Source organism: Cellvibrio sp. (assembly GCF_039207905.1).
Lineage (GTDB): Bacteria > Pseudomonadota > Gammaproteobacteria > Pseudomonadales > Cellvibrionaceae > Cellvibrio.
In genome coordinates this window covers 26,622-53,450 of record NZ_JBCECX010000033.1, presented here as the reverse complement: position 1 = coordinate 53,450, position 26,829 = coordinate 26,622, and the positions used below count along the sequence as shown (strand labels likewise).

Annotated in this window: 21 protein-coding genes and 1 tRNA gene; 12 read left to right on the top strand and 10 right to left on the bottom strand. The window is 47.1% G+C overall.

The window, feature by feature from the left end:
• Window positions 1–282: 282 nt before the first annotated feature.
• From AAGC78_RS17230 to AAGC78_RS17215, 4 genes are all read left to right on the top strand, one after another.
• Window positions 283–912, top strand: coding sequence for a PEP-CTERM sorting domain-containing protein (locus tag AAGC78_RS17230; RefSeq protein WP_435785340.1), 630 nt, complete (start codon window positions 283–285; stop codon window positions 910–912).
• A 128-nt stretch (window positions 913–1,040) separates the two neighbouring features.
• A complete protein-coding gene (locus AAGC78_RS17225) occupies window positions 1,041–1,616 on the top strand; it encodes an RDD family protein (RefSeq protein WP_435785339.1) in 576 nt (191 codons plus the stop codon).
• A gap of 164 nt (window positions 1,617–1,780) precedes the next feature.
• Complete coding sequence (locus AAGC78_RS17220) at window positions 1,781–3,004, top strand: P1 family peptidase (protein WP_435785338.1); 1,224 nt, start codon at window positions 1,781–1,783, stop codon at window positions 3,002–3,004.
• Entirely contained in the window at window positions 3,001–3,378 is a 378-nt protein-coding gene (locus tag AAGC78_RS17215) for a GFA family protein (protein ID WP_435785337.1), read from the top strand. The genes AAGC78_RS17220 and AAGC78_RS17215 overlap by 4 nt, the downstream gene beginning before the upstream one ends.
• A gap of 107 nt (window positions 3,379–3,485) precedes the next feature.
• On the opposite strand, the gene AAGC78_RS17210 is transcribed toward AAGC78_RS17215, so the two are convergent.
• Both AAGC78_RS17210 and azu read right to left on the bottom strand, forming a co-directional pair.
• The gene (locus tag AAGC78_RS17210; protein ID WP_435785336.1) at window positions 3,486–3,680 is read right to left on the bottom strand and encodes a hypothetical protein; all 195 of its coding nucleotides are present in this window, start codon (window positions 3,678–3,680) and stop codon (window positions 3,486–3,488) included.
• A gap of 138 nt (window positions 3,681–3,818) precedes the next feature.
• Complete coding sequence (gene azu, locus AAGC78_RS17205; RefSeq protein WP_435785335.1) at window positions 3,819–4,268, bottom strand: azurin; 450 nt, start codon at window positions 4,266–4,268, stop codon at window positions 3,819–3,821.
• Window positions 4,269–4,518: 250 nt separating this feature from the next.
• Here azu and AAGC78_RS17200 point away from each other — a divergent pair, with 250 nt between their 5' ends.
• From AAGC78_RS17200 to AAGC78_RS17190, 3 genes are read left to right on the top strand one after another with little or no spacing between them, the layout of a single operon-like run.
• A complete protein-coding gene (locus AAGC78_RS17200) occupies window positions 4,519–9,513 on the top strand; it encodes a tetratricopeptide repeat protein (protein WP_435785334.1) in 4,995 nt (1,664 codons plus the stop codon).
• Between the two features lie 14 nt (window positions 9,514–9,527).
• On the top strand, window positions 9,528–10,013 hold the full coding sequence (locus AAGC78_RS17195) for an arsinothricin resistance N-acetyltransferase ArsN1 family B (RefSeq protein ID WP_435785333.1): 486 nt from the start codon (window positions 9,528–9,530) through the stop codon (window positions 10,011–10,013).
• A gap of 45 nt (window positions 10,014–10,058) precedes the next feature.
• Window positions 10,059–10,583 carry an META domain-containing protein gene (locus AAGC78_RS17190; RefSeq protein WP_435785332.1) on the top strand — a complete coding sequence of 175 codons (525 nt, stop codon included), beginning with the start codon at window positions 10,059–10,061 and terminating at the stop codon, window positions 10,581–10,583.
• 75 nt (window positions 10,584–10,658) lie between these two features.
• Here AAGC78_RS17190 and AAGC78_RS17185 read toward each other — a convergent pair whose 3' ends face one another.
• From AAGC78_RS17185 to rnr, 5 genes are all read right to left on the bottom strand, one after another.
• Window positions 10,659–11,801, bottom strand: coding sequence for a helix-turn-helix domain-containing protein (locus AAGC78_RS17185; protein WP_435785331.1), 1,143 nt, complete (start codon window positions 11,799–11,801; stop codon window positions 10,659–10,661).
• 89 nt (window positions 11,802–11,890) lie between these two features.
• A complete protein-coding gene (locus AAGC78_RS17180) occupies window positions 11,891–12,070 on the bottom strand; it encodes a DUF3012 domain-containing protein (protein ID WP_435785330.1) in 180 nt (59 codons plus the stop codon).
• Between the two features lie 242 nt (window positions 12,071–12,312).
• Window positions 12,313–13,935: a chitinase gene (locus AAGC78_RS17175; RefSeq protein WP_435785329.1), complete on the bottom strand. Its 1,623-nt coding sequence runs from the start codon at window positions 13,933–13,935 to the stop codon at window positions 12,313–12,315.
• 515 nt (window positions 13,936–14,450) lie between these two features.
• Window positions 14,451–15,194 (bottom strand): 23S rRNA (guanosine(2251)-2'-O)-methyltransferase RlmB, encoded by a 744-nt coding sequence (gene rlmB / locus AAGC78_RS17170; RefSeq protein WP_435785328.1) that lies wholly within the window; start codon window positions 15,192–15,194, stop codon window positions 14,451–14,453.
• Between the two features lie 151 nt (window positions 15,195–15,345).
• On the bottom strand, window positions 15,346–18,372 hold the full coding sequence (rnr, locus tag AAGC78_RS17165) for a ribonuclease R (protein WP_435785327.1): 3,027 nt from the start codon (window positions 18,370–18,372) through the stop codon (window positions 15,346–15,348).
• Between the two features lie 161 nt (window positions 18,373–18,533).
• On the opposite strand from rnr, the gene AAGC78_RS17160 reads away from it, so the two are divergent.
• Window positions 18,534–18,620: transfer RNA gene (locus AAGC78_RS17160), tRNA-Leu, on the top strand.
• 146 nt (window positions 18,621–18,766) lie between these two features.
• On the opposite strand, the gene AAGC78_RS17155 is transcribed toward AAGC78_RS17160, so the two are convergent.
• Both AAGC78_RS17155 and AAGC78_RS17150 read right to left on the bottom strand, forming a co-directional pair.
• On the bottom strand, window positions 18,767–20,338 hold the full coding sequence (locus AAGC78_RS17155) for a GmrSD restriction endonuclease domain-containing protein (protein WP_435785326.1): 1,572 nt from the start codon (window positions 20,336–20,338) through the stop codon (window positions 18,767–18,769).
• Between the two features lie 125 nt (window positions 20,339–20,463).
• Window positions 20,464–21,090 carry a BRCT domain-containing protein gene (locus AAGC78_RS17150; protein ID WP_435785325.1) on the bottom strand — a complete coding sequence of 209 codons (627 nt, stop codon included), beginning with the start codon at window positions 21,088–21,090 and terminating at the stop codon, window positions 20,464–20,466.
• A 424-nt stretch (window positions 21,091–21,514) separates the two neighbouring features.
• Here AAGC78_RS17150 and AAGC78_RS17145 point away from each other — a divergent pair, with 424 nt between their 5' ends.
• Both AAGC78_RS17145 and AAGC78_RS17140 read left to right on the top strand, forming a co-directional pair.
• Window positions 21,515–21,832 (top strand): hypothetical protein, encoded by a 318-nt coding sequence (locus AAGC78_RS17145; protein ID WP_435785324.1) that lies wholly within the window; start codon window positions 21,515–21,517, stop codon window positions 21,830–21,832.
• 322 nt (window positions 21,833–22,154) lie between these two features.
• A complete protein-coding gene (locus tag AAGC78_RS17140; RefSeq protein WP_435785323.1) occupies window positions 22,155–23,018 on the top strand; it encodes a hypothetical protein in 864 nt (287 codons plus the stop codon).
• 284 nt (window positions 23,019–23,302) lie between these two features.
• Here the strand turns inward: AAGC78_RS17140 and AAGC78_RS17135 are convergent, their stop codons facing one another.
• Window positions 23,303–23,734 carry a PRC-barrel domain-containing protein gene (locus tag AAGC78_RS17135; protein ID WP_435785322.1) on the bottom strand — a complete coding sequence of 144 codons (432 nt, stop codon included), beginning with the start codon at window positions 23,732–23,734 and terminating at the stop codon, window positions 23,303–23,305.
• A gap of 338 nt (window positions 23,735–24,072) precedes the next feature.
• Here AAGC78_RS17135 and AAGC78_RS17130 point away from each other — a divergent pair, with 338 nt between their 5' ends.
• Together AAGC78_RS17130 and AAGC78_RS17125 are read left to right on the top strand one after the other, a co-directional pair.
• Window positions 24,073–26,475 carry a catalase gene (locus AAGC78_RS17130; RefSeq protein WP_435785321.1) on the top strand — a complete coding sequence of 801 codons (2,403 nt, stop codon included), beginning with the start codon at window positions 24,073–24,075 and terminating at the stop codon, window positions 26,473–26,475.
• 70 nt (window positions 26,476–26,545) lie between these two features.
• The gene (locus AAGC78_RS17125; protein WP_435785320.1) at window positions 26,546–26,731 is read left to right on the top strand and encodes a hypothetical protein; all 186 of its coding nucleotides are present in this window, start codon (window positions 26,546–26,548) and stop codon (window positions 26,729–26,731) included.
• Window positions 26,732–26,829: the final 98 nt, after the last annotated feature.

Sequence of the window (26,829 nt, the reverse complement as noted above, 5' to 3'; positions counted from 1 at the left end):
TGCAACCGCACGCAGCGCTGGCAACCAATGGGGTTATTCAATCTGGGAGGTGAGATTGACTGGACTCTAGTAAAAAATAATTTCACTTCTTTTCGGTAATTATTTTTTACAAAGAGAACCGCCCGCGATTTTTTTGCGGGCGGTTTTTTACCAAATACTTCGTAACACGTTTGCCATTAGTGTTCCTGTTTCTAAACAAAAACGCCAACGCCAAACTCGTATCGAAGTAGTTTTGCAAGACAAAAAAGTACTAACAAAAAATCAACTAACGGACGACATATCATGTACAAGACCAAATCACTCTTATTAACGTTATTGCTCTCTCTCGGCCTCAGCAGTGCACTCAGCACCCAAGCGGCTGTTATCACGTTTGACGATTTACCCGAAACCGATATTGGCTCAATCAGCGAAGGTTACGGCGGGTTTAACTGGGGAGATTCCTTCCTGACCAATGTTGCTTACGCACACAAAGATGCAATCCCCGGTACTGGTTTTGAAACCGGTGTAGTGTCGGGCAATTACGCCGCGTTTAATTTCCTCGCCACTACCAGCGTCATCAGCGGTGAAAAATTTGATTTCAACGGCGCTTATTTAACTGCAGGCTGGAACGACGGTTTAAACATCGAAGTCACCGGCTTTTTAGATAACCTCGCGCTCTTCACCAAAACAGTTGTAGTCAACACCAGTGCAGCGCAATGGTTTGATTTCAATTTCGCTGGCATCAACTCACTCAGCCTGCGCGCTTGGGGCGGAGTATCAATTGATCCCAATAACGGTGGTGAATTTTTCGTCATGGACAACTTCACCTTCAACGAAACCCCAGCCGCTGCAGTACCCGAGTCATCCTCGCTCGCGTTGTTACTGCTCGGCGTAGCCGGAATTTTATTAGGCCGCAAAAACAAAAAAGCCTAATTACCCAAGTAGTAATAGCGTCCCTGCTTTGCCGCTCCAAGCAATTGGTAGCGGCGTTTTTGTTTTTGGGGTAGAGTCATCGCCTCACTGACTCTAACGAACACATCGCAGTAAGGACTTGAATAAAAATGGATATAAATACTGAACAATTAGCAGCCAGATTCAGGTTACTTGAAACACATGAGCTGTTACGTCTTTCGTCCACCGAACTTAGTGATGCCGCTCGTGCAATTTTGCAACAGGAATTGACGAGCCGTGACATTCCATCAGCAGCTAAAAATGTGCAAGACACTTCCGCAACGACATCACAAGCACTTAGCGTCTATGCCTCATTACCTGAACGAGCTGCTGCCAGACTAATAGACATAGCAATCATCTATCTGATGGTTCTTACAGCAGAATCAAAAATTATTCCCACCGCAATACCTGTTACTTTAATAGTTTTGTATACGTTATTTCAGGACAGTATTTTTTACGGAAAAAGTATCGGTAAATTCATAATGAAAATCACCGTTTTACGTGAGAAAACAAAACTTACGTGTAGCCCTTGGCAATCGCTGGTAAGAAATTGCTTTTTCATAGTTTTGGGAATTATTGATCTTTTGCTACTCATAAACAAAAAGAATCAACGCATTGGTGATTGGGCGGCGAGAACCGTTGTGATTAATGACAAAAGATTTTCTGAATATCAAAGTAAAAAATAGAGAAGTAAAATGATCTACCAAGGCAGCTGCCATTGCGGTGCAATAAAACAATAATCTCAACATTTACACATTCAATACCGGCGTAACCAAACACAAATTCTGCAAAACCTGTGGGATAAAACCTTTTTATCCCACATTCAAATACCTATGGACTGGAGACAAATTTGCGCTTTTTAACATCACAATCTGAATCAATAAAAAAATCCCTTCACCGCACATCACATCGTCTTTTACTCCAATCGATTGTGGCCTTAGCGGGGCTTTGCACGCTGACCGTTGCGGCGGAGGACGAACAGCGTGTACGAGCGCGTGATTTAGGCGTTGCACCAGGTATCTTCAGCACAGGGACTAACAATGCGATCACTGACGTCGCCGGTGTGCGCGTCGGACAGGTAACTTTGCGGGAAGGCGATAATGTTCGCACCGGTATCACCGCAATCCTGCAACATCCCGGTAATACCTACCGTTCACGGGTGCCTGCAGCAATGCACGTGGGTAATGGCTTCGGCAAATTCATCGGCACCACCCAGATCAACGAGCTGGGCGAACTGGAAAGCCCGATCCTGCTGACCTGCACGTTGTGCGTGTGGAAAGCTGCCGATGCCATGGCCGAGTGGATGCTGGCGCAACCGGATATGCAGCAGGTGCGCTCATTAAATGTGGTCGTGGGCGAAACCAATGACGGCAGACTCAATGACATACGTGCTCGCCCGATTACCGCTGCGGCAGTGCGCACTGCATTGGAAAATGCGAAGAGTGGGCCAGTGCAAGAAGGTAGCGTCGGTGCGGGCACCGGCACTACCGCATTCGGCTGGAAAGCAGGTATAGGAACATCATCGCGCAAACTACCTGAAAGCTTGGGCGGCTGGACAGTGGGTGTGTTGGTACAAGCCAACTTCGGTGGTGTGCTACAGGTGGAAGGCGCGCCCGTGGGGCGTGAGTTGGATCGCTATGCATTCCAAAACGCCGTCGCTGCGCGGGAGAACACACGTGGATTGGCCGATGATCGCGGCGATGGCTCGGTGATCATTATTATTGCCACCGATGCGCCTTTATCGGATCGTAATCTGCAACGTGTTGCCTCACGCGGCATGATGGGACTGGGGCGCACCGGCAGTTCCGCATCCAATGGCAGCGGCGACTACATACTCGCATTTTCGACCGCCGAGTCAGTGCGACGCGAGTTTGATGCCGCGCGTTTGCAAACTACCGAATTGGCGAACGAGCAGATGAGCGCCGTGTTCCAAGCCAGCGTCGACGCGGTAGAAGAATCGGTCTACAACGCCTTGTTTATGGCTACCACGATGACAGGCAATGGGCAGACAGTGGAGGCAATTCCGCTGGATCAAGTGCGGAAAGTTTTGCGTAAACATGGGATAAAAAAATGATTTACCAAGGCAGCTGCCATTGCGGCGCAATAAAATTTGAAGTGGAAGCGGCGGACGACGTTGAAGTAGAAAACTGCAATTGTTCGATCTGCAGTATGACCGGATTTTTGCATTTGATTGTGCCGCTGCGCGATTTCCGCCTCATCAGTGGTGAAGATAATCTCACCACTTACACATTCAATACCGGCGTAGCCAAACACAAATTCTGCAAAACCTGCGGCATAAAACCTTTCTACGTTCCCCGCTCCAATCCCGACGGAATGGACATCAATTTGCGCTGCATAACACCGCAACCCAAATCAATAAAAGTCGTGAATTTTGATGGCCAGAATTGGGAACAACATGCGCATACGATTGCGCATAAAAGCCAATAAATCGTAGCCCGTATGGAGTGCAACGGAATACGGGATTTACCACAGTAATCGGCAATTTAAATACCCCGTATTTCGCTAGGCTCCATACGGGCTACGTTTCGGTGAAATCAGGCTTTATGCCCAAGAATCCGCGCAGGTAAAAACAGCACAGCGCGCAGGAAGGCGAAGAACGCATCAAAGGTGATGCCGATCAAGCGGAATGGGAGAGAGATCAGCCAAACGATTGGCCAGAGAACTAACACCAGTAATGCCAGCGGCCAGCAAATGACCCATAACAATAACCAGCAGATAAACGTCAGCATACCAACTCCTCTTGTGTGTAAGCCGTTTTTATCTTAGATGGGGATTAACGCAGATTGGATTCAACCATCGCCGGATTATTTATCCGGGCGATGGTTGGAACAAGCTTGAACCTCGATCTTACTTCAGGCTACTCGATCTTATTTCAGATTCAGAGTACCAGCCATGATGGCAACGTGGCCTGGGAATGAGCAGAAGAAAGTGTAGGCTTCGCCGTCTTTCAGTTTGCTCACCGGGAAGGTTACCGATGCAGTTTCACCGCCACCGATAATCTTGGTGAAAGCAATTACACGGGCATCATTTGGCTTGAGGTATTCGTTAGCTGCACCTGCCGCCATACCATCGCTCGCTACTGCTTTTGAATCGGCAGTCGTGCTCAGCACCCAGTTGTGCCCCATTACGGTTTTTGGCAGCTTGCCAGTGTGGTGCAGGTTGAGGGTGAATTCTTTACAGGTTTTGCTGACGGTAATCGCCTTTTGGTCGAACTGCATAGCGTCGTTGCTATTCAGGTCAAAGGTGCATTCATCGGCCTGTGCGAACTGCGCGCTAGCCATTAATAATCCAGATAAAACAAGAGCATACTTCTTCATAGTAGAGTCCCCGTAACCTTTTGCGGTCGTTAATATAATAAAAAGCGCTACTTTACCTAAAAGCGGTCAATCCATTCATCGTTATTAATGCTTAGATTGGTTAATTATTGCAGACGAATCTTTACCGAGCCTGAAAACGCTGCTTGTTGTTTGTGCAATTTGTCGTTTATCTTAGCCTCCTGCCTATAACGATCCAGGCGACATAGCCGGGACAGGCGCCCCTCGACCACGAACAGCGAGTAAGCACCATATGGATATCCGCTCCAGCGACGACGAAGTCTACTCTACTCAATACGATCAGTTGTTTGATCTCTATCTAAAAGATCGCTTTCGCGATGCATGGGAGCAAGGCTGCAGCTGGTTTGGCGGCGGCCAATGGCCAACACCGCGCCTGCAGTTGCTGGCCGCCCGCATGCTCGGCCAATTGGGCAACCTGCGCAAAGCAGATGCCGCAATTTATCGCCTCTGGCGCCGCCACCCGCAGCTGCCTGACCTCTCCCACTACGCCGTCGCTATTACCCATCGCCGCCAGGGGCCGCTGGTCGCATTGCGCATGCTGCCTTCAGCCGAGGCGAAAGCCCATCCCAATGCAAAAGACCTCGCTTATTTGCGCGGCGAGCAAGCCGAAATCCTCACCCGCTTTCGCGACTTTTCCGCCGCCGAAGAATGCCTGCAAGCGATAGATGCACAAGGCGAGAACTGGCACTTGCTGGCACAAGCCGAATTGAAATACGCGCAGGATGATTACACCACGGCGATGGAACTCACCAATAAAGTATTGGAGCGCGATCACCAATATCGCTCGGCGCTGCAATTCAAAGCGAACCTCCTGCAATTGCAAAATGATTTGAGCGGTGCGATTCATTTGCTCGCCGAGTTTTGGCAAGAATCGCAATCGTTTTGGGTCGGCAAACAATTATGTAATTTGTATATCGAAGACCAACAATACGCGCTCGCGCATGATTGCATTGCGCGGCTGGAAAAATTGCCGGTAATCGACTGCAAAGAAATGCAGCAGAGCTTGCGTGCGATGCGTGCCGATGTGCTCTGTGCCGAGCAGCGTTATGAAGAAGCGCTGGAATATCTTGAGCAAAAAAACTTTTACAACAAATCAGTCATTGAATCGATCAAACGCGCATCCGACACATCAAAACGAAAAGTATTGAATGTGCCTTTTGTGCGACAACATCACATGACTTGTGGGCCTGCGAGTTTAACCGCAGTATCAACTTATTGGGGCGTGCCCGTAACGCAAGAGCATGTAGTTGAAGCGATTTGCTATGGCGGCACCCAATCGGTAGATGAACGCAAATGGGCGCAAAACAATAACTGGTTTGTGCAGGAATTCGAATTATCCTTTGCCGCATTAAAACAATTAATCGATGCCGATATTCCTGTGCTACTCGCCACCGTTGAACCCGGTAGCGCACACTTGCAAATTATTGTCGGTTACGACGAAGCCATGGGCACTTATTTATTGCGCGATCCCTATTATCGCCGCCTGCAAGAAATGTTGATCGACGGCTGCCATAAACATTACGCCTCAAGCGGCCCGCGCTGCATGGTGGTCGCGCCCTTGGCGCTGGCAGACAATATCAACGCGATGAATTTGCCCTGCCGCGAATTGTACGATCAGCTGTATCAATTGAATCTCGCTCTGGATAATAACCAACGCGATAACGCGCTCGCTGCACTTGCGCAAGCACGTGTGCTTGATCCCGATCATCGCATCACCAAAATTTTCGAGCGATATCTTGCCTTTTATGACAGCGATGAACCACGCATTTTGGCGGCGACTGAAAAATTGCTGGAGCAATTTCCGCAGGATGTTAATTTTCAATTGAGCAAAGCCAGTTCGCTGTCTTCATTTGGCTCGGCAAAACAAACTCGGGATTATCTGGAAACCATTGCAACCGGCGACAACATCCATTTTTTAATCAAGAGCCGTCTCGCCGACAATTTACGCTGGGATCAGCGTGAGCAGCCGCGGGTAGAAAAATTATTTCGCCAACTGCTCAGCTACAATCCGCTGCACACGGATTCGTTATACGCTTATGCGGGCGTGCTTTGGGACAAAGGAAATTTTGTCGAGGGATATCAGCTATACCGCTTTGTCACTTGCCTTGACGATAAAAATGAACGTTACGCCGAAAGCTTTTTTAAAGCAGCGCGCTATCACAAACAAACCGAACTGGGATTAAGTTTCTTACGTGATCGCTTTGCGCGCTTCGGTAAAAAATCCTCCGGCCCAGCTATTTCGCTCTTTAATGCATTGGATGGATTGGAGCGCGCCCACGAGGGTTTACCTATTCTCGACCAAGCCATGGCGCTACGCCCTGATGATGGCGGGTTGATGCTATTTGCCGCGCGCAAATTCCTGTATTTGCAGCAATCAACTAAAGCAGCGCAATTGTTGGAAGCGGCACGGCCTTTTGTAAATCCGGTGCGCTATCACGAATTAGCGGCAGAATTTTTCGAGTATAACCTTGATAGCAAACAGGCGATTAATTGCCTTGAACAAGTATTGCAATTGGAGCCGCTGAGCTACAACGCCAATCACGCCATGATGCGCTTGTATGTTGAAGCCGGGCAACGCGAAAAAGCCGAGCAGTTTATTGCGCAGCGATTAACGCAATTCCCTGACAATGCCATGTTGTTGCGTTTGCACATTAATTGGTTGGAAGATACTGAATACCAGGCGCTTGCCACTGCGTTCCAGAATTTTATCCACTATCACCCGGCCGATTCTTGGGGTTATCGCGGATTATCCAATGCAATGCTTAAATTGGAGCGCAACGATGAAGCGCTCGCAGCCGCATTGGAAGCTGTTGCCATCGAAGCGAATAACAGCGGCAACCACGCACAACTCGGCGATATTTATCTCTCTACCCAAAAGCGCAACCTCGCGCGCGTTTGCTTTCGCAAAGCACTTGAAATTGGTTGCGACTACACCTACGCCTATGAGCGATTGATGCAATGCGGCTTGAACCATGAAGCCCAGCAGAAAGATCTGCAATTTATTTACGAACAACTGATGGCGCAAGTCAGTTACGGCGATGGCATTTTGGAGTATCAAAAAATTGCCTGGCAATTATTATCTGCCGCCGATATTTCACGCTTTCTGCAACATGCTGTCGATGCGCGCCCGGACTTGTGGCAAGCGTGGGTCGCACTTGCCCTCGCCTATCGCAACCAAGGGCAAAATGAACAGGCATTGGAACTGCTCACCACGGCGGCGCAACGTTTTCCTTTGTTGCCGCGCGTTGCATTCGAAATCGCCGAAACCCAGCGCGTGTTAAATCGTTTAAGCGATGCAGAATCCAGCTACAAACATGTGCTGGAACTTTCGCCGGGCTGGACCATGGCGGCCAATAGTTTATGCGAATTACTTGAGCGTCAACATCGTTTTGATGAAGCGATTGATTTGCAAAACAATATGATCGCGCGCAATCCGCTGGCGCCAACGCCCTACGGTTTTCTCGCCGATTTATTATTGCGTAGCGGGCGCAAACTTGAAGCGATTGACGCACTGGAAAAAGGCCTTGCACGGGACCCTCACTATCATTGGGCCTGGACAACGCTTAATGGGTTGCTGACCGGAATGGACAAGCACGACCAAGTGTTGGAAAAAATTAGCGCTGTTAGAAAACAATTTCCCGACGCTGCCTCACTTGCGCTGGTGCACGCCGAAATTTTGAATGATGACTTGCGCGCTTTGGATTTACTGGCCAATTTTTTATTGCGCCAACCTCACAACATCGAAGTTTGTGTTGCTTATGTCCATCGTCAGGCAGATCGGCATCACTTTGATCACGCACTGGAATACACCAGCGAAAACTATTGGAATGGCAATCGCCCCAACGCGATTCTCGGTGCAGAAGCCTGGGTGCTTGCACAACAAGGCAATTTACCCGAAGCCATTAAACGCATGGAGCAGCTCGCGGCGATTAACGAAAACCATTATGACGCGTGGCGATTATTGGCGCGCTGGTACGTCGAGATTAAAGACAAAACCAATGCGTTGCGCGCGATAGACCATTGCCAGCGACTCTACCCCAATGATGCGTCGGTACTGTGTTACGTCGCCGAAAAATTGCAGGCGATTGAGGGCAATAAACAGCGTATCGGCGATTTGTTGCGCCGCGCATTTGAATTAAATCCCCTCAGCCAATACAACGGCCTGACCTTTATCGACTACGCCATTGAACAAGGTGATTACGCGCAAGCGGAACAGGCGTTAATCCTGTTGCACAAACATAATCAGGATGTATACACGCGCTATCGTGAATTACAAATTGCTGTTGCCGCTGAGCGAATGGATGATAGCCTGCAAATTTACCAAGCTATCCTACAAGACAGTGCGACCAATGAATGGTTTGTGCTCAACGGTTGGAAAATTTTGGAGAATGCAAAACAGGCTGCACAGACAGCTGAATTAATTCGTCAGTTGCGCGCATCACAAGCACCTATTGCCAATGAAGCTGGCCGCTGCCTCGCACTTTATGAATTTGAACAAACAAAACCGGCAAAGTTTGAACAGCAATTATTGCAGCGTGCAATCAATGATAACTTTGATCAGCGCTACCTCGAAGGTTATTTACAGGGTTTGGTAAATACCAAACGCGATTTGCCCTGGAATATTTGCGAAAAATTTAAAACAGAATTTGTCGCCGATGTGGAAAATTGGGGTTTGATTGGTTACCACAAAGTATTGCTCGGCCGCTGGGACGAGGCGGTGCGCTGGTTTGCGCTCGGCTACCTCTATCCAAATAATAAACCCCGCACAGATGCCAAAGGCTGGATGCTGTATTTTTACAGCTTGGCCTTGCGTGAAACCGGACGCTGGGACGAAGCCATCAGCGTAGCCGCCGATGCATTCCAGCGCGCACCAGACAATTATCGCGCCGATATTGTTATCTGGTATTCACTGGATCAATTGCTGGAAAATAAACCGGCACCGCTCGCTGAATTGTATTATGTTGATCCAGCTGATCTCGCCGGCATGAGCCGTTATCCGCTCGCGGTGGTAAATACCCTCGCCGCTCTGGATGGCAGGTCATTTGCGGAAGCACACGATGAAATTGCACCGCAATTACGCGAGTGCAAAGCGCAATGGCAAAACCTCAGTTATTCGTCGGCCTGTCGCCAAACCAAAAAGCGCACACGCCGGTTTATGGCCAATGGCATCCAGCAAACCTCGCTGCAAAAATTGCTGTGGTTGTGGAAAATTGCCAATCGATTTTAATTAAAGGAGTAAGCATGATTATTCGCCCCTGTAGCGCCAGCGATGTTGCCGCTGTCTGCGCGATCTACAATCACTACATTGAACACACAGTAATCACCTTTGAAGAAGTACCGCTCACCAGCGCGCAAATGCACGAGCGGATTGATACCTATACGAAACTCTATCCCTGGCTAGTATGCGAAGACGCCGGTGAAATTATGGGTTACGCCTACGCCAGCAAATGGAAAGAGCGCAGCGCCTATAAACACACCGCTGAAGTCACCGTTTATTTGAAGCATGACGCGACACAAAAAGGTTATGGCAGCGCACTTTATGCGGAATTAATTGAACAACTTAAAGCAAAAGGTTGTCACACATTGCTCGGATGCCTCGCAATTCCCAATGAGCCCAGCGCAAAATTGCATGAACGCTTTGGCTTTAAACAAATCGCCCACTTCACAGAAGTAGGCCGGAAATTTGAGCGTTGGATTGACGTAGGTTATTGGCAAAAAGTGCTTTAGCCAAATCCGTTATTTTATTGGCCATCCATTTAAGGAGTCTTAACGATGAACATTAAAATGATTAGCTTATTATCAACGCTAGTGTTAGTAACAACAGCCTGCGGCCCCAAGCAAGAAGACGCAACCAACCCACCACAACACGTTACGGTAACGCCCGCATCTGCAGCTGCTGCACTGGCAGAAGAAGTGAAACAAGCAAAAGAAGCAGAGACTGACAACACGGTTGATCTTGTAAATTCTTATTGGAAACTTATTGAATTAAACAATTCCAAAACCACCGTCAGCGATAACCAGCGCGAACCCCATATTGTGTTGGATGCAGAAAATCGCGTATCAGGCTCCGATGGCTGCAACCGCATGATGGGGAGCTACACACTCGACGGAAACAAACTAACTCTGGGCCAATTAGCCGGCACCAAGATGGCGTGTATGGATGGAATGGAACAATCCGCCGCATTCAATGAAGCGCTGACCAAAGTGGCAACCTACAGTCTGAAAGGCGACCAACTCGACCTGCAAGATAATTCCGGCCAAGTTATCGCCCGCTTCAAATCCGTTGCCCTACCTTAATTCCTACATAATTGCGACCAATAAAAAAGCCCGCTGATTTATCGAGCGGGCTTTTTTATTTAGCCTTGCAAATGATCAGCTTGATTGACTCGCATCACCGCGCTGGCGGAATTCGGTGGGGGTTACGCCTACCATGCGTTTGAAAAAGCGGTGGAAGGCGGAAGGGCTATTGAAGCCGGATTTATAGATGATCTCCAGAATGGTTTCATCTTTTAATTCAGGTGATGCCAACAAACGCTTGGCTTCTTCTACGCGATAGCGATTGATGAACTCGAAAAAATTCGATTGATAGTGCATTTTCAGTATTGCCGAAATATCGCGCGGCTTTAAACCAATCTGCTCGGCAAAACGCTCGAGATTGATATTGCTCTCCAGGAACAATTTATCTTCATGAATCGCTTTTTCAATGATGGTCACTTTGTGATCCATCTTGGTTGGCTGCACGGGTTTGGCAACCGGCACCACATGTACGCTGAGCAATTGGCGGGTGTTGATCAAACCAAACACGAATAACCCGTTAACCAAAATCACGGTGAGATAGTTATCGATAATACCCAGCGTATCGCTCACCGATGCACTCACCATGCCTTCGAGAATATAAGCAAGCAGCGACCAGAGCCAATGCAAACAAAAACCAGCGAGCACTACATCGGCGAGTTTTAATTCCGAGGTAGAAATATCGGCGTACAGGTGTTTTAAATTATCGCGCAATTTATATTCCGCAATCACACACGCGATGATGTAACCGAGCGGCGAGAGTTTTACCAAGGCCCACACGAATGCAACGACTGCGTTTTCTGCGCCGGTTAATTCGGTGACTGGTTGCCACTCAAGGCTATCGATATCAAAGATCACCAATAAAACAGCGGCGATGCACGCGGGCAACAAATGAATCAAATTTCGCCAGCGCAACACTTCAACCGATTGCGAAAGCGAGCGCATATAAAAATAAAGTACCGGCCCTTGCAACAATAAGCAGGCCGATAAAATCGTAATCACAAACGGCGAGTGATTAATCGGAATATCTTTTAGATCGCCATTCCAGACAATCAAGGTGGTTGTCAGTACCAGTGCAATCAACAAAAAAAATGACGATAAAATTCGGCGCGGCTGTAAATGTTTGGCCGGTATCAAATTTAATAATACCGCCAATACACAGCACTCGACCGCGGTGAGGACTAACACCAGGTCGTGGATATTTAGAAAGTTGGTTTTCATTGGGCCTTTCTCATTTAAGCGCGGCCAACCCTCGTGGCAGGGGTAGTCTAACCGGCTGTGGATTCTAATTATAAATGCGAGCCAGTGGCTTATTTAAACACACAATGTTTGGCGTAATCCTTGGCCTCATTCAAGGTGAGATCGCCCTTGGGTTTTTCTTCGATGGCTTTACACCACTCCGGGCTGCCCACCTTGGGTGCGCAAGCGGATACTACGTGAACCAGTGTTACAACCAGCAGTAACTTAACCATTCTTAAAATAGTAGGCATAAAAAATCCGATTATTAATATTATGCAGGCGCCGCTTGCCGTGCGGGCAGAGAGAATTCGTCAGGTGAATTCACGGGACTTTAGTTCACAGACTAAGAATTCCCAGAGCAAGGATAGCAGAGGCTATCACCAATAAAAAACGCCCACGGGATGAACGCGGGCGTTTTCAGACTTGCGGTAGGTCTCGCCGCACTGAAAGGCACAGGCCTTTTGAGCCTATGCCTTTCAGTGGGACTTAGTGCTTATGGCAAGGTTTTCAGGTAGTTACCGACCGGGATGGAGAAGATACGGCCATCTTTCACGTCCCAATTGATCGACCAGGTCATCACGCCACGGAAATCAGCATAGGCAACCAAGGGCACGGTATTCGCGCAATTAGTGCGTTTTGCCAGACATTCAACCGCACGGTTGATATCCGCCGTGCTCGCCTGTCCTGAACCGGCAGCGCGTGGACCAGATGGCAGACCAAGGGCAACCTGATCAGGACGTAGGCCTTTAAATGCACCCGCAGAACCATAGGCCAGTGGGAAGCCTTCAATCAGCATACGTGCCGAGGCCACCATCATGTCCACAGTACCTGCTTGGTAGGCTTGCGCAGAGTATGGAGTCGCCAGACCGCCGTTGTTGTACAGCTGCACGTGTAACAGATCCAACTCGTTACGCAGTTGGTCGATCATCGGCAAGTAAGCGCCCCAGATGCCGGAGTAAGCCACATAACCACCCTGCACATAGGGATGCTCAGGCGCCATAGACACATAGAGATCCGGGAACATGGCATGCAGTTGTTTGATCGCCGACACCATATTGCCGATCACTGGTGCACCGTGCATAACACCAGCGCCGCTTTCCAGATCGATATCCACCCCATCAAAACCGTATTCGTTGACGATTGCCGCAGTGCTGTTAACGAAGTTAGCCAGGTTAGTGGAGTTATTCAGGGTCACAGTGCCTTTCTCACCGCCGTACGACAGCACGATATTTTTGCCTTGCGCGCGTTTTGCAGCAACATCGGCAATGAACTGTGCTTTATTCAGCGCGGGATCAAGACGGAACTCCACGTTACCGTTACCGGCGTCATCCACGAAGGCGATAACAATCACATCCCAGGATGCATCGACATCCGCCAAACGGATCAAACCGCTGCCGTTATCGAAGTTGTGCCAATAACCGACCAATGCATGTTTCGGTAGCGCGGCTGCATCACCCGGAACGCGGCCACCGGTATTACCAGTAGAGCTTGAAGATCTGCTCGATGGAATCGCGGAACGACTTGAAGAGCTGGAACTTGGAGCAACACTGCTGGGCGTACTGCTTGATACCGCACCACAAGAGCGAACCAACTCCCAGGCCATTTGCCAGTGGGCACCAGTACCTGGAGCATAAGCCCATGCAGCGGTAGAACCACACCAACCGGCGACGGTGCAGCGATATTCACTGCCTGAGTTTTGCGCTAGTTGCCCGGCAGAATAATTAGTGCCAGCCGCATATTGTGGCGATGTGCAATTGCCGCCGGAGATAGATGAACTGGTAATTGCAACTGAGCTGGATGAGCGCGAGCTAGGCGCAATACTGGAAGAAGGTTGAGTCGAACTCCTCGATGATGACGACACAGCGCCATCGCAAGCGCCCACTAATGACCACTCTTGCCATTGGCCAGAAAAATTAACCGGATTGTGACCTTGCGACCACCAATTGGCTTTGTAAGCATTTCCCGCTTCTTTTACTTGTGAACCGCTACCGTAGGCAGCTGTGGCATTCCACGCGGGCAAACTTGAACAATCGACTGCGAGCGCACTGGTTGATATGCCGCTCACACAAAGCGCGGCAAGTGCTAACAAATACTTTTTATTCATTTTATTTTTCATATTCCCCTCACTCTCTTTGTATTTTTTTAGGCAAAAGAATCCCGCAAAGAAATAAGAAAATTTCTTTGGATTTAGCGGTGTCTTTTGAGATTTTTTGGGTGTCCCGTGGAGCAGTACTGATTTATTTTCAGCGTCAAATAAACTAGTCGTACTATCAAATAAATTCGCCGTACTTTTAAATAAATCACTGTACTTGGGGAAACACACCTATCCTGGCAACTCGGGCATGAGTTCCTTCTGGTCACTATCATCAGGTTTATCCAAACCCGATTTACTGCTGGATTATTATTTTTAGGGCAAAACAGCTAATGACAACGTTGCCTTATATATCACCCGTTTTCAGGTATGGCAATGAGGAATGTGACCAAAAGATAACAGTTACGCGAAATTTTCTTTTCATTAGAAGAAAACTTCGCGTAACTCAGCAAAAAGAATGAGGGATATATGATTGGGAAATATAGACGTGGCGCGCAATTTATTTTAAATACTTGCGCGCCAGTGTTCGAGAAGGCGGCTTAACTCTTGCGGCGCTGACGCACTGCTTCAAACAAACAAATACCTGTCGCAACCGATACATTCAAACTGCTTACCGTGCCCGCCATAGGAATATTCATTAGGTGGTCGCAGGTATCTTGCGTGAGGCGACGCAAACCATCGCCTTCAGCACCCATCAAAATACCAACCGGACCGGTGAGGTTGGAATCGTAAACCGAATGCTCCGCTTCACCCGCCGCACCAAACAACCAGATGCCTTTTTCTTGCAGGTTCTTCAAAGTACGCGCCAGATTTGTCACCGGAATAAACGGCAACACTTCAGCCGCACCACAAGCCACTTTACGTGCGATGGGCGTTAAGCCTGCCGATTTATCTTTAGGTGCAATAACCGCATGTACACCTGCCGCTTCCGCCGAGCGCATACATGCGCCAAGGTTATGCGGATCAGTCACGCCATCAAGGATCAACAAAAACGCCGGCTCGTTCAGATTTTCAATCAAATTAAACAGCCAGGCTTCATCGTATGTTTCACCGGGCGTACAGACTGCAATAACGCCCTGGTGATTTTCATCACCAACCAGATCATCCAATTTGTTGCGGTTTACCACTTGGCAATGAATGCCATTGCTCTGCGCTGCATTGACAATTTTTTGCAAGCGCTGGTCATTGCGTCCCTGCACCATGTAAATTTCGATTACACGTTGCGGCGCGCTTTTTAATAATGCCTGCACAGCGTGCAAGCCAAAAATATGTTCACGTTTCAAAACACTTACCTTAACGATTAGGCGATTGCGCCCATTTGTTTAACGCTCGGATATGCGCGTTTCACGCTCGCGCAAAATCCGGTCTTTCACTACATAAATTTCACGGTTTAACGTTTCGTCGAAAACAAAGTTCTCACTTTGCAACCAACGATCACTCCTTTGCCTTACCCTTAGCCACCGGTCTTTTAGTAACTGGCGTCGCAGGCTTAGCGACAGCCTTTCCCTTTGCAGCCTTTGACGCAGGCGATTGAACTGTTGCTGACGTTGCCTTGATTGCAGCTTTCGCATTTTTACGGCCATGATCAACCTCACTTTTGGGTTTAACAGTTGCAGCCTTGGCTCCCGTTACTTTTTTGGGTGCTGCTGCGCTCGTCTCTGCCACTTTTTTCACAGGCTTTTTACTAACAGCTGCTTTAGCTGCTGATTCGTTTGTTACCGGCACTTTACTAGCAGCCACTTTGTTTGCAGATGCTTTTACTACTGGCGCCTTCTTCGCGGGTGACTTTGCAGCTGGCGTTTTGGCTGCAGGAGCAGCATCAGCTATTTTTTTCACCACTACTTTTTTTGCGATTTCTGTTTTTACAATCGCGGTGCCTGTGGTCGATTTTTTACCGCCCGCTTTGGTTTTAGCACTCGCTTTAGGAGCAACTACTTTTTTCGCAGATGGCTTCTTCGATGAAGGCTTTTTAGCTGCGGGTTGTGCAGTAGATTTTTTGCCAGACGATTTTTTTACCGCCGGCTTTTCATTCTCCACTCGCTTCACCACTAGCGTTGATGCTGCAGCTTTTTTGCCACTGCCAGCAACATCTGCAGTTGTTTTTGCAACGGATGCGGCAACTGCTTTATCGCCAGCCAGCTTATCGGTGAAGGATTTTTTGCCCGTCGGTTTTGCACCGCGCTTGGCCACTTTCGGTTTAACGGATGATTTGGGGCGACGAATAGCATTGGCAGATTCGAGTTCAAAATCGATTTTGCGATTATCCAGATCCACACGCACAACCCGCACGACCAATTCATCGCCCAGACCAAACACTTTGCGCGTACGCTCGCCAACCAAACGCTGTTGCGCTGGCTCAAAGCGATAGTAATCGTGCGGCAATGAGGTAATGTGAATTAGACCTTCGACATACAATTCATTGAGTTCAACAAACAAACCAAAGCTGGTAACAGCACTCACGTGACCATCGTAAACCGCGCCCACTTGATCACGCAGATATTCACACTTCAACCAGCTCACGACATCGCGTGTTGCTTCATCCGCGCGGCGCTCAGTGCGCGAGCATTGTTCACCAAATACCACCATGTCGCTGGCGGTATAAGGGTAAATAAATTTTTTCGGAATTGCTTTCGCAGTATCAACACGGCGCACATGAGTGCTCGGTTCAGTGCTGCGCACGATCGAACGGATTGCGCGATGCACCAGCAAATCGGGATAGCGGCGAATCGGTGAGGTAAAGTGCGTGTAAGCTTCATAACCCAAACCAAAGTGGCCGTGGTTTTCTACTTGATACATCGCCTGACGCAAACTGCGCAGCATAACCGTCTGGATCAAATGCCCATCGCTGCGGCCCTGGATCATTTGCAACAATTGTTGGTAATCGCCCGGCGTTGGTTTATCGCCACCCGCCAAACCTAACCCCAACTCCGACAAATATGCGCGCAAATTCGCGAGCTTGGTTTCGGTCGGACCTTCATGCACACGGAATAAACCGAGCAGATTATGCTTCTCGATAAATTTAGCGGCACAGACGTTCGCGCACAGCATGCACTCTTCAATTAATTTATGTGCATCGTTACGTTTGATTGGAACAATGCGTTCGATTTTACGATCTTCATTAAACTGGATGCGTGTTTCCGTTGTTTCAAAATCGATTGCGCCGCGCTCATCGCGCGCAACACGTAAACATTCATACAACTTGTGCAGCAATTCCAGCTGCGGAACAACAGCTTTATATTCTTCGCGCAGCGCAGTGCGGGCATCGCCTTCACCGGTGAGGATTTCGCCCACTTTGGTGTAGGTCAGACGCGCATGGGAATGCATCACGCCTTCATAAAATTGATAACCGGTAATGCGCCCGGAATCACTAATGTTCATCTCGCACACCATGCACAAACGATCAACATGGGGATTCAACGAACACAAGCCGTTTGAAATTGCCTCGGGCAACATGGGCACAACATAATCGGGGAAATACACCGAGTTGCCGCGCGCGCGCGCTTCTACATCCAGCGCACTTTCCACCGGAACATAATGCGATACATCGGCAATCGCTACATACAAACGCCAGCCGCCTTTGCGACGTTCACACAAGACCGCGTCATCAAAATCGCGCGCGTCTTCACCATCAATTGTGACGAAAGGTAAATGACGCACATCAACACGATGTAATTTATCTTTCTCCAGCACTTCATGGGATAACTGCGCCGCTTCTGCCAGCGCTGCGCTCGGCCACTCGCTCGGAATGCCGTGCGCCTGGATCGCCAATTCGATCTCCATGCCCGGCGCCATATGGTCGCCCAACACCTGGATAACGCGGCCGGTCGGCAAACGATTTTTATCCGGCTGCTGGGTGATTTCCGCCACCACGATTTGCCCGTGTTTCGCACCGCCATAGGAGCCAAACGGAATCATAATGTCGTGGGTGATGCGCGGGTTTTCCGGGCGTACAAACTGCACGCCTTCTTCATTGAAAAAACGCCCTGCCAATTGCGTGGTATTGCGGATCAGCACATCGACAATCGCGCCTTCCTCCTTACCGCGATACTGCTCGCCCGAGAGCCGCACAATCACTTCGTCGCCATCAAACACTTTGCGCATCTGGCGGTTGTGCAGATATATGTCCTCGCCCCCGTCAGCGCGAATCACAAACCCGTAACCATCGCGATGCCCTTGCACCCGGCCACGCACCACATCGATCTTATCGAGGCGCACATAGGCATCGCGGCGGTTGCTGATCAGCTGTCCATCGCGCGCCATGGCGATCAAACGGCGGCGCAGGGCTTCAATCTGGTCGTCGCCCGTAAGCTTCAACATCACGCACATTTGCTCGTGTGTAACTGGCTGATCGGCGCTATCGAGAAGGTCGAGGATATACTCGCGGCTGGGAATGGGATTTTCGTATTTTTCGGCTTCGCGCGCGGCGAAAGCATCGCGGGGCGGGGCTTTACGTTTAGTCAATTGGGCATCCTGTGATCAATATTGGCGGTTTTCGAACGTTCCTGGCGGTCATAAAAGGATTATAGGGCAGCAATCATGACAAACCTACAAATAAAACCGAAAACCCTGTTGACAGCCCTATGGCCGCTATTTATAGTGCGCGGCCTCAGCTTGCTGAGCATGCCCAGGTGGTGAAATTGGTAGACACGCCAGCTTCAGGTGTTGGTGGCCTTACGGCCGTGAAGGTTCAAGTCCTTTCCTGGGCACCACATATAGAAAAGCCCCGTTATGCAAATAACGGGGCTTTTTTTTGGCATTAATTCCATACTTTAGACAGACTTGGAGTTCAGACATAAACCGCGAAAATAAAAATATACAATTTCGCTTAGGTTAGTTGTATGGCCTATTCAAATCTTTAGTTTTTAACTGATTGGTTGCAGTAGGGATGCGTCAGTTGACAATTGTCAACACCACCAAGCCCACCGTCTCTTACTCGCTCAATATGATCGTATGATACCGACTTCTCAACATCCAAATAACCTTGGCAGATTGGACATTTCAAAGCACTATTCAACGCTACATTTATAAAAATTTTGCTCTTTGTTTCATCCGATATTCTTGATGTATTTGACCTAAAATCGCCAGCAATAACTTTTCCCTCTAACTGAGAAAACTTTACCAAATCATTCGACTCAACATTCATTCCTTTAGATAAAGAATCCACAAGTACTTGTAAAAAATCATGGTATTTGGCCACACGGTTTCTGCTCAAATGCTTTTGAATTATTGTTGCCACAAGTTCTTTATTCTCGATAAGAATTACTTCAAGACTATGCCTAACCAAAGTAAATTTCTTAAAAAAATCTGAGTCGTTATTGGCAATTTTTTGACCTATTAATGAGACTGTCCCCAAAAACATAGGACTAGAGTGCCTTCCGGATGGTCCATAAAAATAGATAGCAGGATGAAGCCCCAAACTTCCATCACCATTCCCTGTTATTCGAGAAATTAATCTTTTAGCATTTTTCAATACCGATACAGTAAGTACCCCGTCTACATCTTCAGCAAAGCTTTCAATTACTGGCAATGGCTTCTGTTGTTGCCTATTCGCAATTAACATTAGATCAATTAAAACTTGAACGGCATTTCTCACACCCTTAGATCCACCCAACGGAAGATCTAAAGTTCTAATTGGCTTTTCAATTTCCGGACTGAAAAGAAGTTTGTGGATTTTTGAAGCTTCATTTTCAATAAGGTCCGTTTTCTCCAACTGAAATCTTGACCAGTATCTATGTCCCTTGCCTGCTCTAATTATAGCCCGCGCTGCTATTGGAATGGGACGCTTCCGATTCTTTAACAGCAGCTCTTCAATATCATCAAGGGGAGTTCCCTTCATATTAATATTAAAAAATGATGTTTCTGCTTTATCAGCATCTCCTTTTACCCATTGTACTGAAAGACCTCTGGTAGTAATGGTAGATAACCTCCGCTTCTGTTCAGGGGTAATATTTTCGTCATCATCCAGAAGAGTTTTATAATAGCTCCATGAACCGACTTTTTCATTAATCAGCTTTCTTGTCTTTTCTGCAGCCTTTCTTTGCTCCGTAGATATATCATGGCCAAACAATTTATGAGATATCGGGCCATCTCCATAGTCGTCTTCAATCCAAGCTCTTATCACACTCAACCTATGCCCCCCATCAATCACAAAAAGATAAGTTGGAGACTTCCACAGAATTACGGATGGAATTAAATCACCATTTATGTAACATTCTAAAAGGGAGACTACTTGCTCCGGAGCCCAGTGGTTTGTCTCGCGCTGAAAATCAGGCTTTCTCAAAAGAGAAACTATAGGATTCCCAGAAGCCAACTCTCGGGCAGGAATGCTATTAAAAGTTTCAAAGGTTGTTGCGTCATTATCTTCTGAGGCAAAATCGGCCCTTTTTATCATTGCATCTAAATTTACTAAATTTGATTTGGAAGCCATTTTTTATTTCCTGCTAATTCACAGATTGACAAAGCAAAATAGTAACATGAGGTACTTTCCTCATCCCAATATCCTACCCAAACTACAACCTTAATCTCGGTCGGCACGTAATAAATATCGCGCCTTTACACGCCTGCCTCAATTAGCCAGTGCGCTTCCGATACAATACAAAGAGGTACACCAACATTTCTATATTCAATGGCTTTTTCTATTTTTCTTCCGAATGTTTCATGAGCCCAACTATCAGTGACATACGTTCCTAGCACTAAGTAATTTAAGGATTTAGTGACGCTACCAGCATTAACTCCACCTAAAGATTCTATGATTTCTTGGCATTGCTTCCTTGAGCCAAAAGCGCATGTTCCAGTAAATAGAAAACCATTATTTTTAAATAGTATTTTTGGCGCGGGAGCATTGATAGGAAGCGAAGTAGTTTTTGCTAACTCGCCTATTTCTGATGCATCACCGGATATGGATCGAAGAATAGAAAAGAGCTCAGCTGATTCATCCGCATCAAGCTGACCATCCGCATCAAGCTGACCATCCGCAAGCATTGAGTCAACTTTCAAAAGTAAATTTTGAATTAACGGATTTGCCGAAGCAGCCTGGTTTTGAATTAGCCATGAATAAAGAAAATTAGCTTCGTCTTTATTGACTATCCCATCTGCAGTCAGCCCCTTACTTAAACCAATCAATGTATCTATTTGGCGGTCATGTATATCTTTTCTATTATATTTTGTGAAAATATCCATAAGTTTCCTCGGGCTGTTGCCAGTGTTACCTAATATTTTTATTCCATATAGACGTGATATCGCTCTCTTGGTGTGAATGAGACGATAGTGCTACGAATTGAAGCATATGCCATCTCTCATAAGATTAAAATAACGCCACATTTCAATTTACCACTCTCGTTGACAACCCCACCCTCATCCCCTAACCTGCCCCCGCTGCGGTAAATCCCGCAGTCGGGATTCTGACCCCCGCGTCCAAACCGGCATTAGGTGCAAATCTAATGTCCTCGTACAGCTTTGCCTGTTGTTATGGCGGCTGGGCGGGGCCACCTTCGGGTGGGCCGGTGTGGTTTGGTCCGGTGGTCAGAACCCTGTTCAGTCGCCTCCATGATTTCTGACCTCATGGAGTGCGAATGCCACACAACCAAACTACGAGATTTTTATTATGGATAATACGATTTCCCCTCCTCCGTTCCCCACGTCTGTTGTTATTAAACTCGATCAGCTCCAATACACGTTTTTCAAAAAGTCCCGCCTTGAAATTCATTCGCCTGAGGGCAAAGTGCTGACTGTTATTTGCAAACCATTGCCCTCCCGAACAGATGAGGATGCGATTTACCAGTTGTGGGCGCAAGCGTGTTTGCTGGAGGTGTTGTTTGATGAGATTAATGAGCGGGTTAAATTACCGCAGCGAGCAATCAATTGCCTCTCGCATGTGATTGACAGGATTGATGGGCACCTTAGAAAGCAGTTGTCGAAGTAGATTGTAATTTAGAGCCGCGCACAACTTGCGCGGCTCATTCGGTACATCTCTCCCCGTTATTCTTCACAAGAAAACAATCAGATAAATGTTTTTTCTTTTACACACTAAAAATAAAATAATTTCGCTTAAACACACATAAACAAATGCGCCGTTCTCATTTCTTGGGAATTATTTTTCGTGAACTAGCAATAAATAAATATGGTGCTAGGGTCATTTTGGGGCCTAACCAGCCTCAAGGAAAATCAACATCGGCAAAAAATGTCATACAAATTTTATTTGTATTCCACATTTTTTAACACAACAGCTCTATGAGGATAATAATATGAAATTCATTAATTCCCGGACAATCAGCCTATTAGGTAGCGCGTTACTTTTTGGGTATGCAAATTTTGCAAACGCAGGCTACCCAAGTATTACCGGCCCTAGTTCTGATTCTGATGGCAGCTTTCTGCTGACACCATCTTTACCGGACACGCCTTATTTTTTGAATGATATTTGGATAAGAAAAGATAACGGCGGTTGGCAACCATTTGTGGTGGGTTATCGTGATTATTCAGTTAATGTAGATCTCAGTGCAGTTGGGATTTACGAATTTCAAACCAGATGGCACAACCCTAGCGCACAGCAAGGTGCCTATAGCGGATTTAGTAGTACGCATGTGGTCAACGTTACCGGCATAGCCGCACCGGATGCATCGGCAATCAACGTTCCGAGCACTGATACTGATGGTAATTATGTTGTGTCCTGGAGCAAAGGCGCGCGCGCAGATCAATACAAATTGGAGCGCTCTTTTAACAACGGGACTTGGGCACTTGTGCAACAAAATTTGAGTTATAGCTACACCGCATCCAATCAGTCAGCAGGTAGTTACAGCTATAAAGTTAGCGCATGCAATTTAAGCGGTTGCACGCCTTCAACTATCAGCACCATAAGTGTAACCACCACAACCACACCAGTACCTGCCATGCCTTCGCCTAGCAGAGTACCAAATGTAACTGTAATCACTTGGCCTGCGGTAGCAAACGCGAGCTACTACGAAACTGATGTTTATCAAAATGGTAATTGGATACGTATCGCATCAGGCGCAAGCAATAGCGCGTGGTATGGCGGTTATACACCACAGCAATACCGTGTGCGTGCGTGTAACGTCAATGCGGCGTGCAGTGCATTCGCTTATGGATATTAATAAAATGTAGATAGTGTAATTAAGATAAAAATTAATATTTATGATTCTTAATTAATGTGAAAAAAGCAGATGCATGAAATATTAAGTGCATCTGCTTTCGATTTTTGAGACAAGATTATTTTCAATAACTCAAACGCTCGGCAATAAAATCAATAAATACCCGCGTGCGAGCTTGGAGCACAGCTCTACGCGCGCGCATGAAGAAAAAATAGTAAAAGCACATCCAATTCCATTAGAGCAAAATTAAAAATCCCTCACAAGAGGGATTTTCAATCACATCAACATCAATTTTTTATGGTCAGATCCTGATATTGGCTGCCATAGTAACTATGGACATTCTTGGCCCATGTTTCATCTGCCATATCAGGCCAATCATCCTTATCAAACCCAGGAGCGTTTTGAAGGCGTTCCTTGCTGACGTCAAGAATGAATCGTTTGTTTTCCGTATCCAATGTGAGCGCACTCCATGGCACTGCAAATAATTTTCCACCAACACCTAAAAATGAGCCGAAAGACAATACTGCATAACTAATCTTTCCGTTAGCAACGTCAAGCATAATTTCTTTAATGTCGCCAAGATTTTCTTCGGAGCGATTATAAACGTCATTACCACTCAAAGTGTCAGCGCCCATCAAGCGAGGACCAGGACCTTTACCGTCGCTGTGCAGAGGGTTCGTTTTATAAATGCCGTAAGTGTCACGAGTTTCGTAATTCATAATGATTTCTCCTATATGACTGACTGTTTCATTGCTTTTGAACAAAACAGACCGTGGAAGCGGTAATGTACTGCAACCACAATATTCATCCGTTCGCCAGCGAACGCTTAATATTTAATAAATTAAAATGTGAAACTCAAAAAAATCTGAAAATATTTTTATTACATAAAAAATGTCGCATAGAAAAAATAATTTTTATTACGCGTGCAAACGAACGGACTGCCCTCGCCAAACAAGGATAATCAAAGCATTTCTAAATTGATGATGACTTCATAAACCATTTTAAGCGACCACTCGTCATCCCATACTGATTTTACAACCGTATAGTGGAGAGAAAAATGTCCAAGAAAATTGAACACAATATTGGCGCGGGATCTGTGTTAAGCACCGTTGGCGGACCATCTGCATCGCCACCAAAAGATGTAGGCAGCGACAATCTGGAAGCTCAGCGACTTTTGGAAAAAGTAACAGGTACCCAGGAGCTTGCAGCGGCAATGCCACACAACCAAAATAAACCATCCGAATACGGTGAAGGAACATTAAATCCTAGTGCTGGAGTAACTGCTGAACCAACATCACCAGCAGTAACATCAAGTACCACCTCTGAAATAAATAATTCTGAAAAAGTAGGCGATGATAAACCTGTCATTGGCGACAACAACACCATCGACTCTTTGGATAGAGTTCGCGTTGACAGCACAGGGCAGGCGTTAACGACTAATCAAGGCGTTCCGGTTGCTGACAATCAGCATTCGCTAAAAGTTGGTTTACGTGGCCCCACTGCATTGGAAGATTTTATTCTTCGCGAAAAAATTACGCATTTTGATCACGAGCGAATTCCCGAGCGCGTAGTTCATGCGCGAGGTTCAGCAGCTCATGGATACTTTGAAAGCTATGGAGCTTTAACTGATATTACCCGTGCAATTCCATTTTCAGAGGCAAATAAACGCACACCTGTTTTCGTCCGTTTCTCAACGGTGGCAGGCGAGCGAGGCTCAGCTGACACCGTCAGGGATGTGCGCGGATTTGCGGTAAAATTTTATACGGAAGATGGTAACTGGGATTTAGTGGGCAATAACATTCCCGTGTTCTTTATCCAGGATGCAATGAAATTTCCTGACCTGGTACACGCAGTGAAACCCGAGCCACACCATGGGATGCCACAAGCTTCCAGTGCTCACGATACCTTTTGGGATTTTGTATCGCTTACTCCAGAATCCACCCATATGTTGCTGTGGCAAATGTCTGACCGCGCTATTCCGCGTAGCTATCGCACAATGCAAGGCTTCGGTGTACACACCTTTCGACTAGTTAACTTTGCGGGCGAATCTGTTTTTTGCAAATTCCATTGGACGCCCCTCGCAGGAACACATTCACTGGTGTGGGATGAGGCCGCAAAGATTAATGGAGCTGATGCGGATTATCACCGCCGCGACTTATGGGAAGCAATTGAGGCAGGAGAATTTCCAGAGTGGGAGCTGGGTATTCAGATTTTTACCGAGGAGCAAGCCGACGCATTTCCTTTTGATGTACTTGATCCAACGAAAATTGTTCCCGAAGAGTTAATTCCTGTAACACCCGTTGGAAAAATGGTGCTCAATCGAAACCCGGATAATTTCTTTGCAGAGACGGAACAAGTAGCATTTTGTACTGCGCATATTATCCCCGGCATTGATTTTACGAATGACCCTTTATTACAAGGAAGAATACATTCCTACGTTGATACGCAACTCAGTCGGTTGGGAGGGCCAAATTTTCACGAAATTCCAATCAATGCCCCGATAGCAAAAGTTCACAACAATCAACGGGACGGCATGCATCGACAAGCCATTGCGCGTGGTCGCGTAAGTTACGAACCGAATTCTTTAGCGGGAGGATGCCCTTTTCAGGCAGGTGCATCAGGCTATATAAGTTACCCGCAACACACCGAAGGGGATAAGGTGCGTGGAAAACCAGAATTATTTTCCGATCATTATTCGCAAGCCCGCTTGTTCTGGCACAGCCAAACAATCATCGAGCAAAATCATATTGCTGCGGCATTTCGCTTTGAACTAACGCGAGTTCAAATCCTTGCGATCCGCAAACGTGTTGTATCACTATTGCGTAACGTCGATGAATCACTGGCTGCCCGTGTAGCAAATGATTTAGGCTTCGCAGTGCCGGATGCCGCACCACTTGCATCACACCTGCCAATACATAACTACCCAATTTCACCTTCGCTATCTTTGCTATCACGCCCTGGATGTACCAACGTGCGCACACGCCGCATTGCGATTCTGGTTGCAGACGGTGTAGATGCAGAAGCAGTCCAATTTATCTATTCATCTTTACTGGACAGCGGGGCAATTCCACGCTTGGTAGGTTCACGCCTGGGATCGATTAAAACAGTCGGCGGTGAATCATTGGATGTGGAAATTACTCTGGAAGCATCACCCTCGGTATTGTATGACGCTGTTGTAATCCCGAGCGGCTCAACCGCTGTCGATGCGCTCATTGCAGATGCGCATTCACTGGAATTCATTCGCGAACAATATCGTCACTGTAAAGCAATTTTAGCTGTAGGTGACGGCAATAATTTACTGTCAGCGGCGGATATTCCTGAGTTGTTACCAGATGGTTCAACTGACCTCGCCGTAGTAACAACAAATGAGTACTCGCTAGAGATTGCATTAAATGCGTTCAAAGCCTCTGTTGCTGCGCACAGAGTCTATCTGCGTGAGAACGACCCTCCGGTAGTGTAACGACACCCTCCCAGCGAGGGGCAGAAGCCTCTTGCTGGCAACTCAATGTTCGTATGCTGAGGAAAACATTATGAACGATTATATTAACCAACCCCTTTTGCTAATTGGCTTTATCCTGCTAATTGTTATTTTGACGGCAATCGCCTTGATCCATAACCAGGCCTCGAAAAAAGATCGGGTAAATCGCACCGAACGGGATACTATTGAAAATAGCGTGTCCATTACGCCACCGAAAGAAAAGCGCAAACTTGATTAAAAAATTTTAACCAGCCTTATATTCCTATCTCCGAGCATTAATGAAATGTGTTCGCCGTAAACCGTTTTATATGGCAACCGACGCACCAGATCGGTGCC

Bases quoted from the DNA above. Each gene is read 5' to 3' on its own strand.
- AAGC78_RS17230 (WP_435785340.1), top strand. From the start codon at position 283: ATGTACAAGACCAAATCACTCTTATTAACGTTATTGCTCTCTCTCGGC.
- AAGC78_RS17225 (WP_435785339.1), top strand. From the start codon at position 1,041: ATGGATATAAATACTGAACAATTAGCAGCCAGATTCAGGTTACTTGAA.
- AAGC78_RS17215 (WP_435785337.1), top strand. From the start codon at position 3,001: ATGATTTACCAAGGCAGCTGCCATTGCGGCGCAATAAAATTTGAAGTG.
- AAGC78_RS17210 (WP_435785336.1), bottom strand. From the start codon at position 3,680: ATGCTGACGTTTATCTGCTGGTTATTGTTATGGGTCATTTGCTGGCCG.
- azu (WP_435785335.1), bottom strand. From the start codon at position 4,268: ATGAAGAAGTATGCTCTTGTTTTATCTGGATTATTAATGGCTAGCGCG.
- AAGC78_RS17200 (WP_435785334.1), top strand. From the start codon at position 4,519: ATGGATATCCGCTCCAGCGACGACGAAGTCTACTCTACTCAATACGAT.
- AAGC78_RS17195 (WP_435785333.1), top strand. From the start codon at position 9,528: ATGATTATTCGCCCCTGTAGCGCCAGCGATGTTGCCGCTGTCTGCGCG.
- AAGC78_RS17190 (WP_435785332.1), top strand. From the start codon at position 10,059: ATGAACATTAAAATGATTAGCTTATTATCAACGCTAGTGTTAGTAACA.
- AAGC78_RS17185 (WP_435785331.1), bottom strand. From the start codon at position 11,801: ATGAAAACCAACTTTCTAAATATCCACGACCTGGTGTTAGTCCTCACC.
- AAGC78_RS17180 (WP_435785330.1), bottom strand. From the start codon at position 12,070: ATGCCTACTATTTTAAGAATGGTTAAGTTACTGCTGGTTGTAACACTG.
- AAGC78_RS17175 (WP_435785329.1), bottom strand. From the start codon at position 13,935: ATGAAAAATAAAATGAATAAAAAGTATTTGTTAGCACTTGCCGCGCTT.
- AAGC78_RS17155 (WP_435785326.1), bottom strand. From the start codon at position 20,338: ATGGCTTCCAAATCAAATTTAGTAAATTTAGATGCAATGATAAAAAGG.
- AAGC78_RS17150 (WP_435785325.1), bottom strand. From the start codon at position 21,090: ATGGATATTTTCACAAAATATAATAGAAAAGATATACATGACCGCCAA.
- AAGC78_RS17145 (WP_435785324.1), top strand. From the start codon at position 21,515: ATGGATAATACGATTTCCCCTCCTCCGTTCCCCACGTCTGTTGTTATT.
- AAGC78_RS17140 (WP_435785323.1), top strand. From the start codon at position 22,155: ATGAAATTCATTAATTCCCGGACAATCAGCCTATTAGGTAGCGCGTTA.
- AAGC78_RS17135 (WP_435785322.1), bottom strand. From the start codon at position 23,734: ATGAATTACGAAACTCGTGACACTTACGGCATTTATAAAACGAACCCT.
- AAGC78_RS17130 (WP_435785321.1), top strand. From the start codon at position 24,073: ATGTCCAAGAAAATTGAACACAATATTGGCGCGGGATCTGTGTTAAGC.
- AAGC78_RS17125 (WP_435785320.1), top strand. From the start codon at position 26,546: ATGAACGATTATATTAACCAACCCCTTTTGCTAATTGGCTTTATCCTG.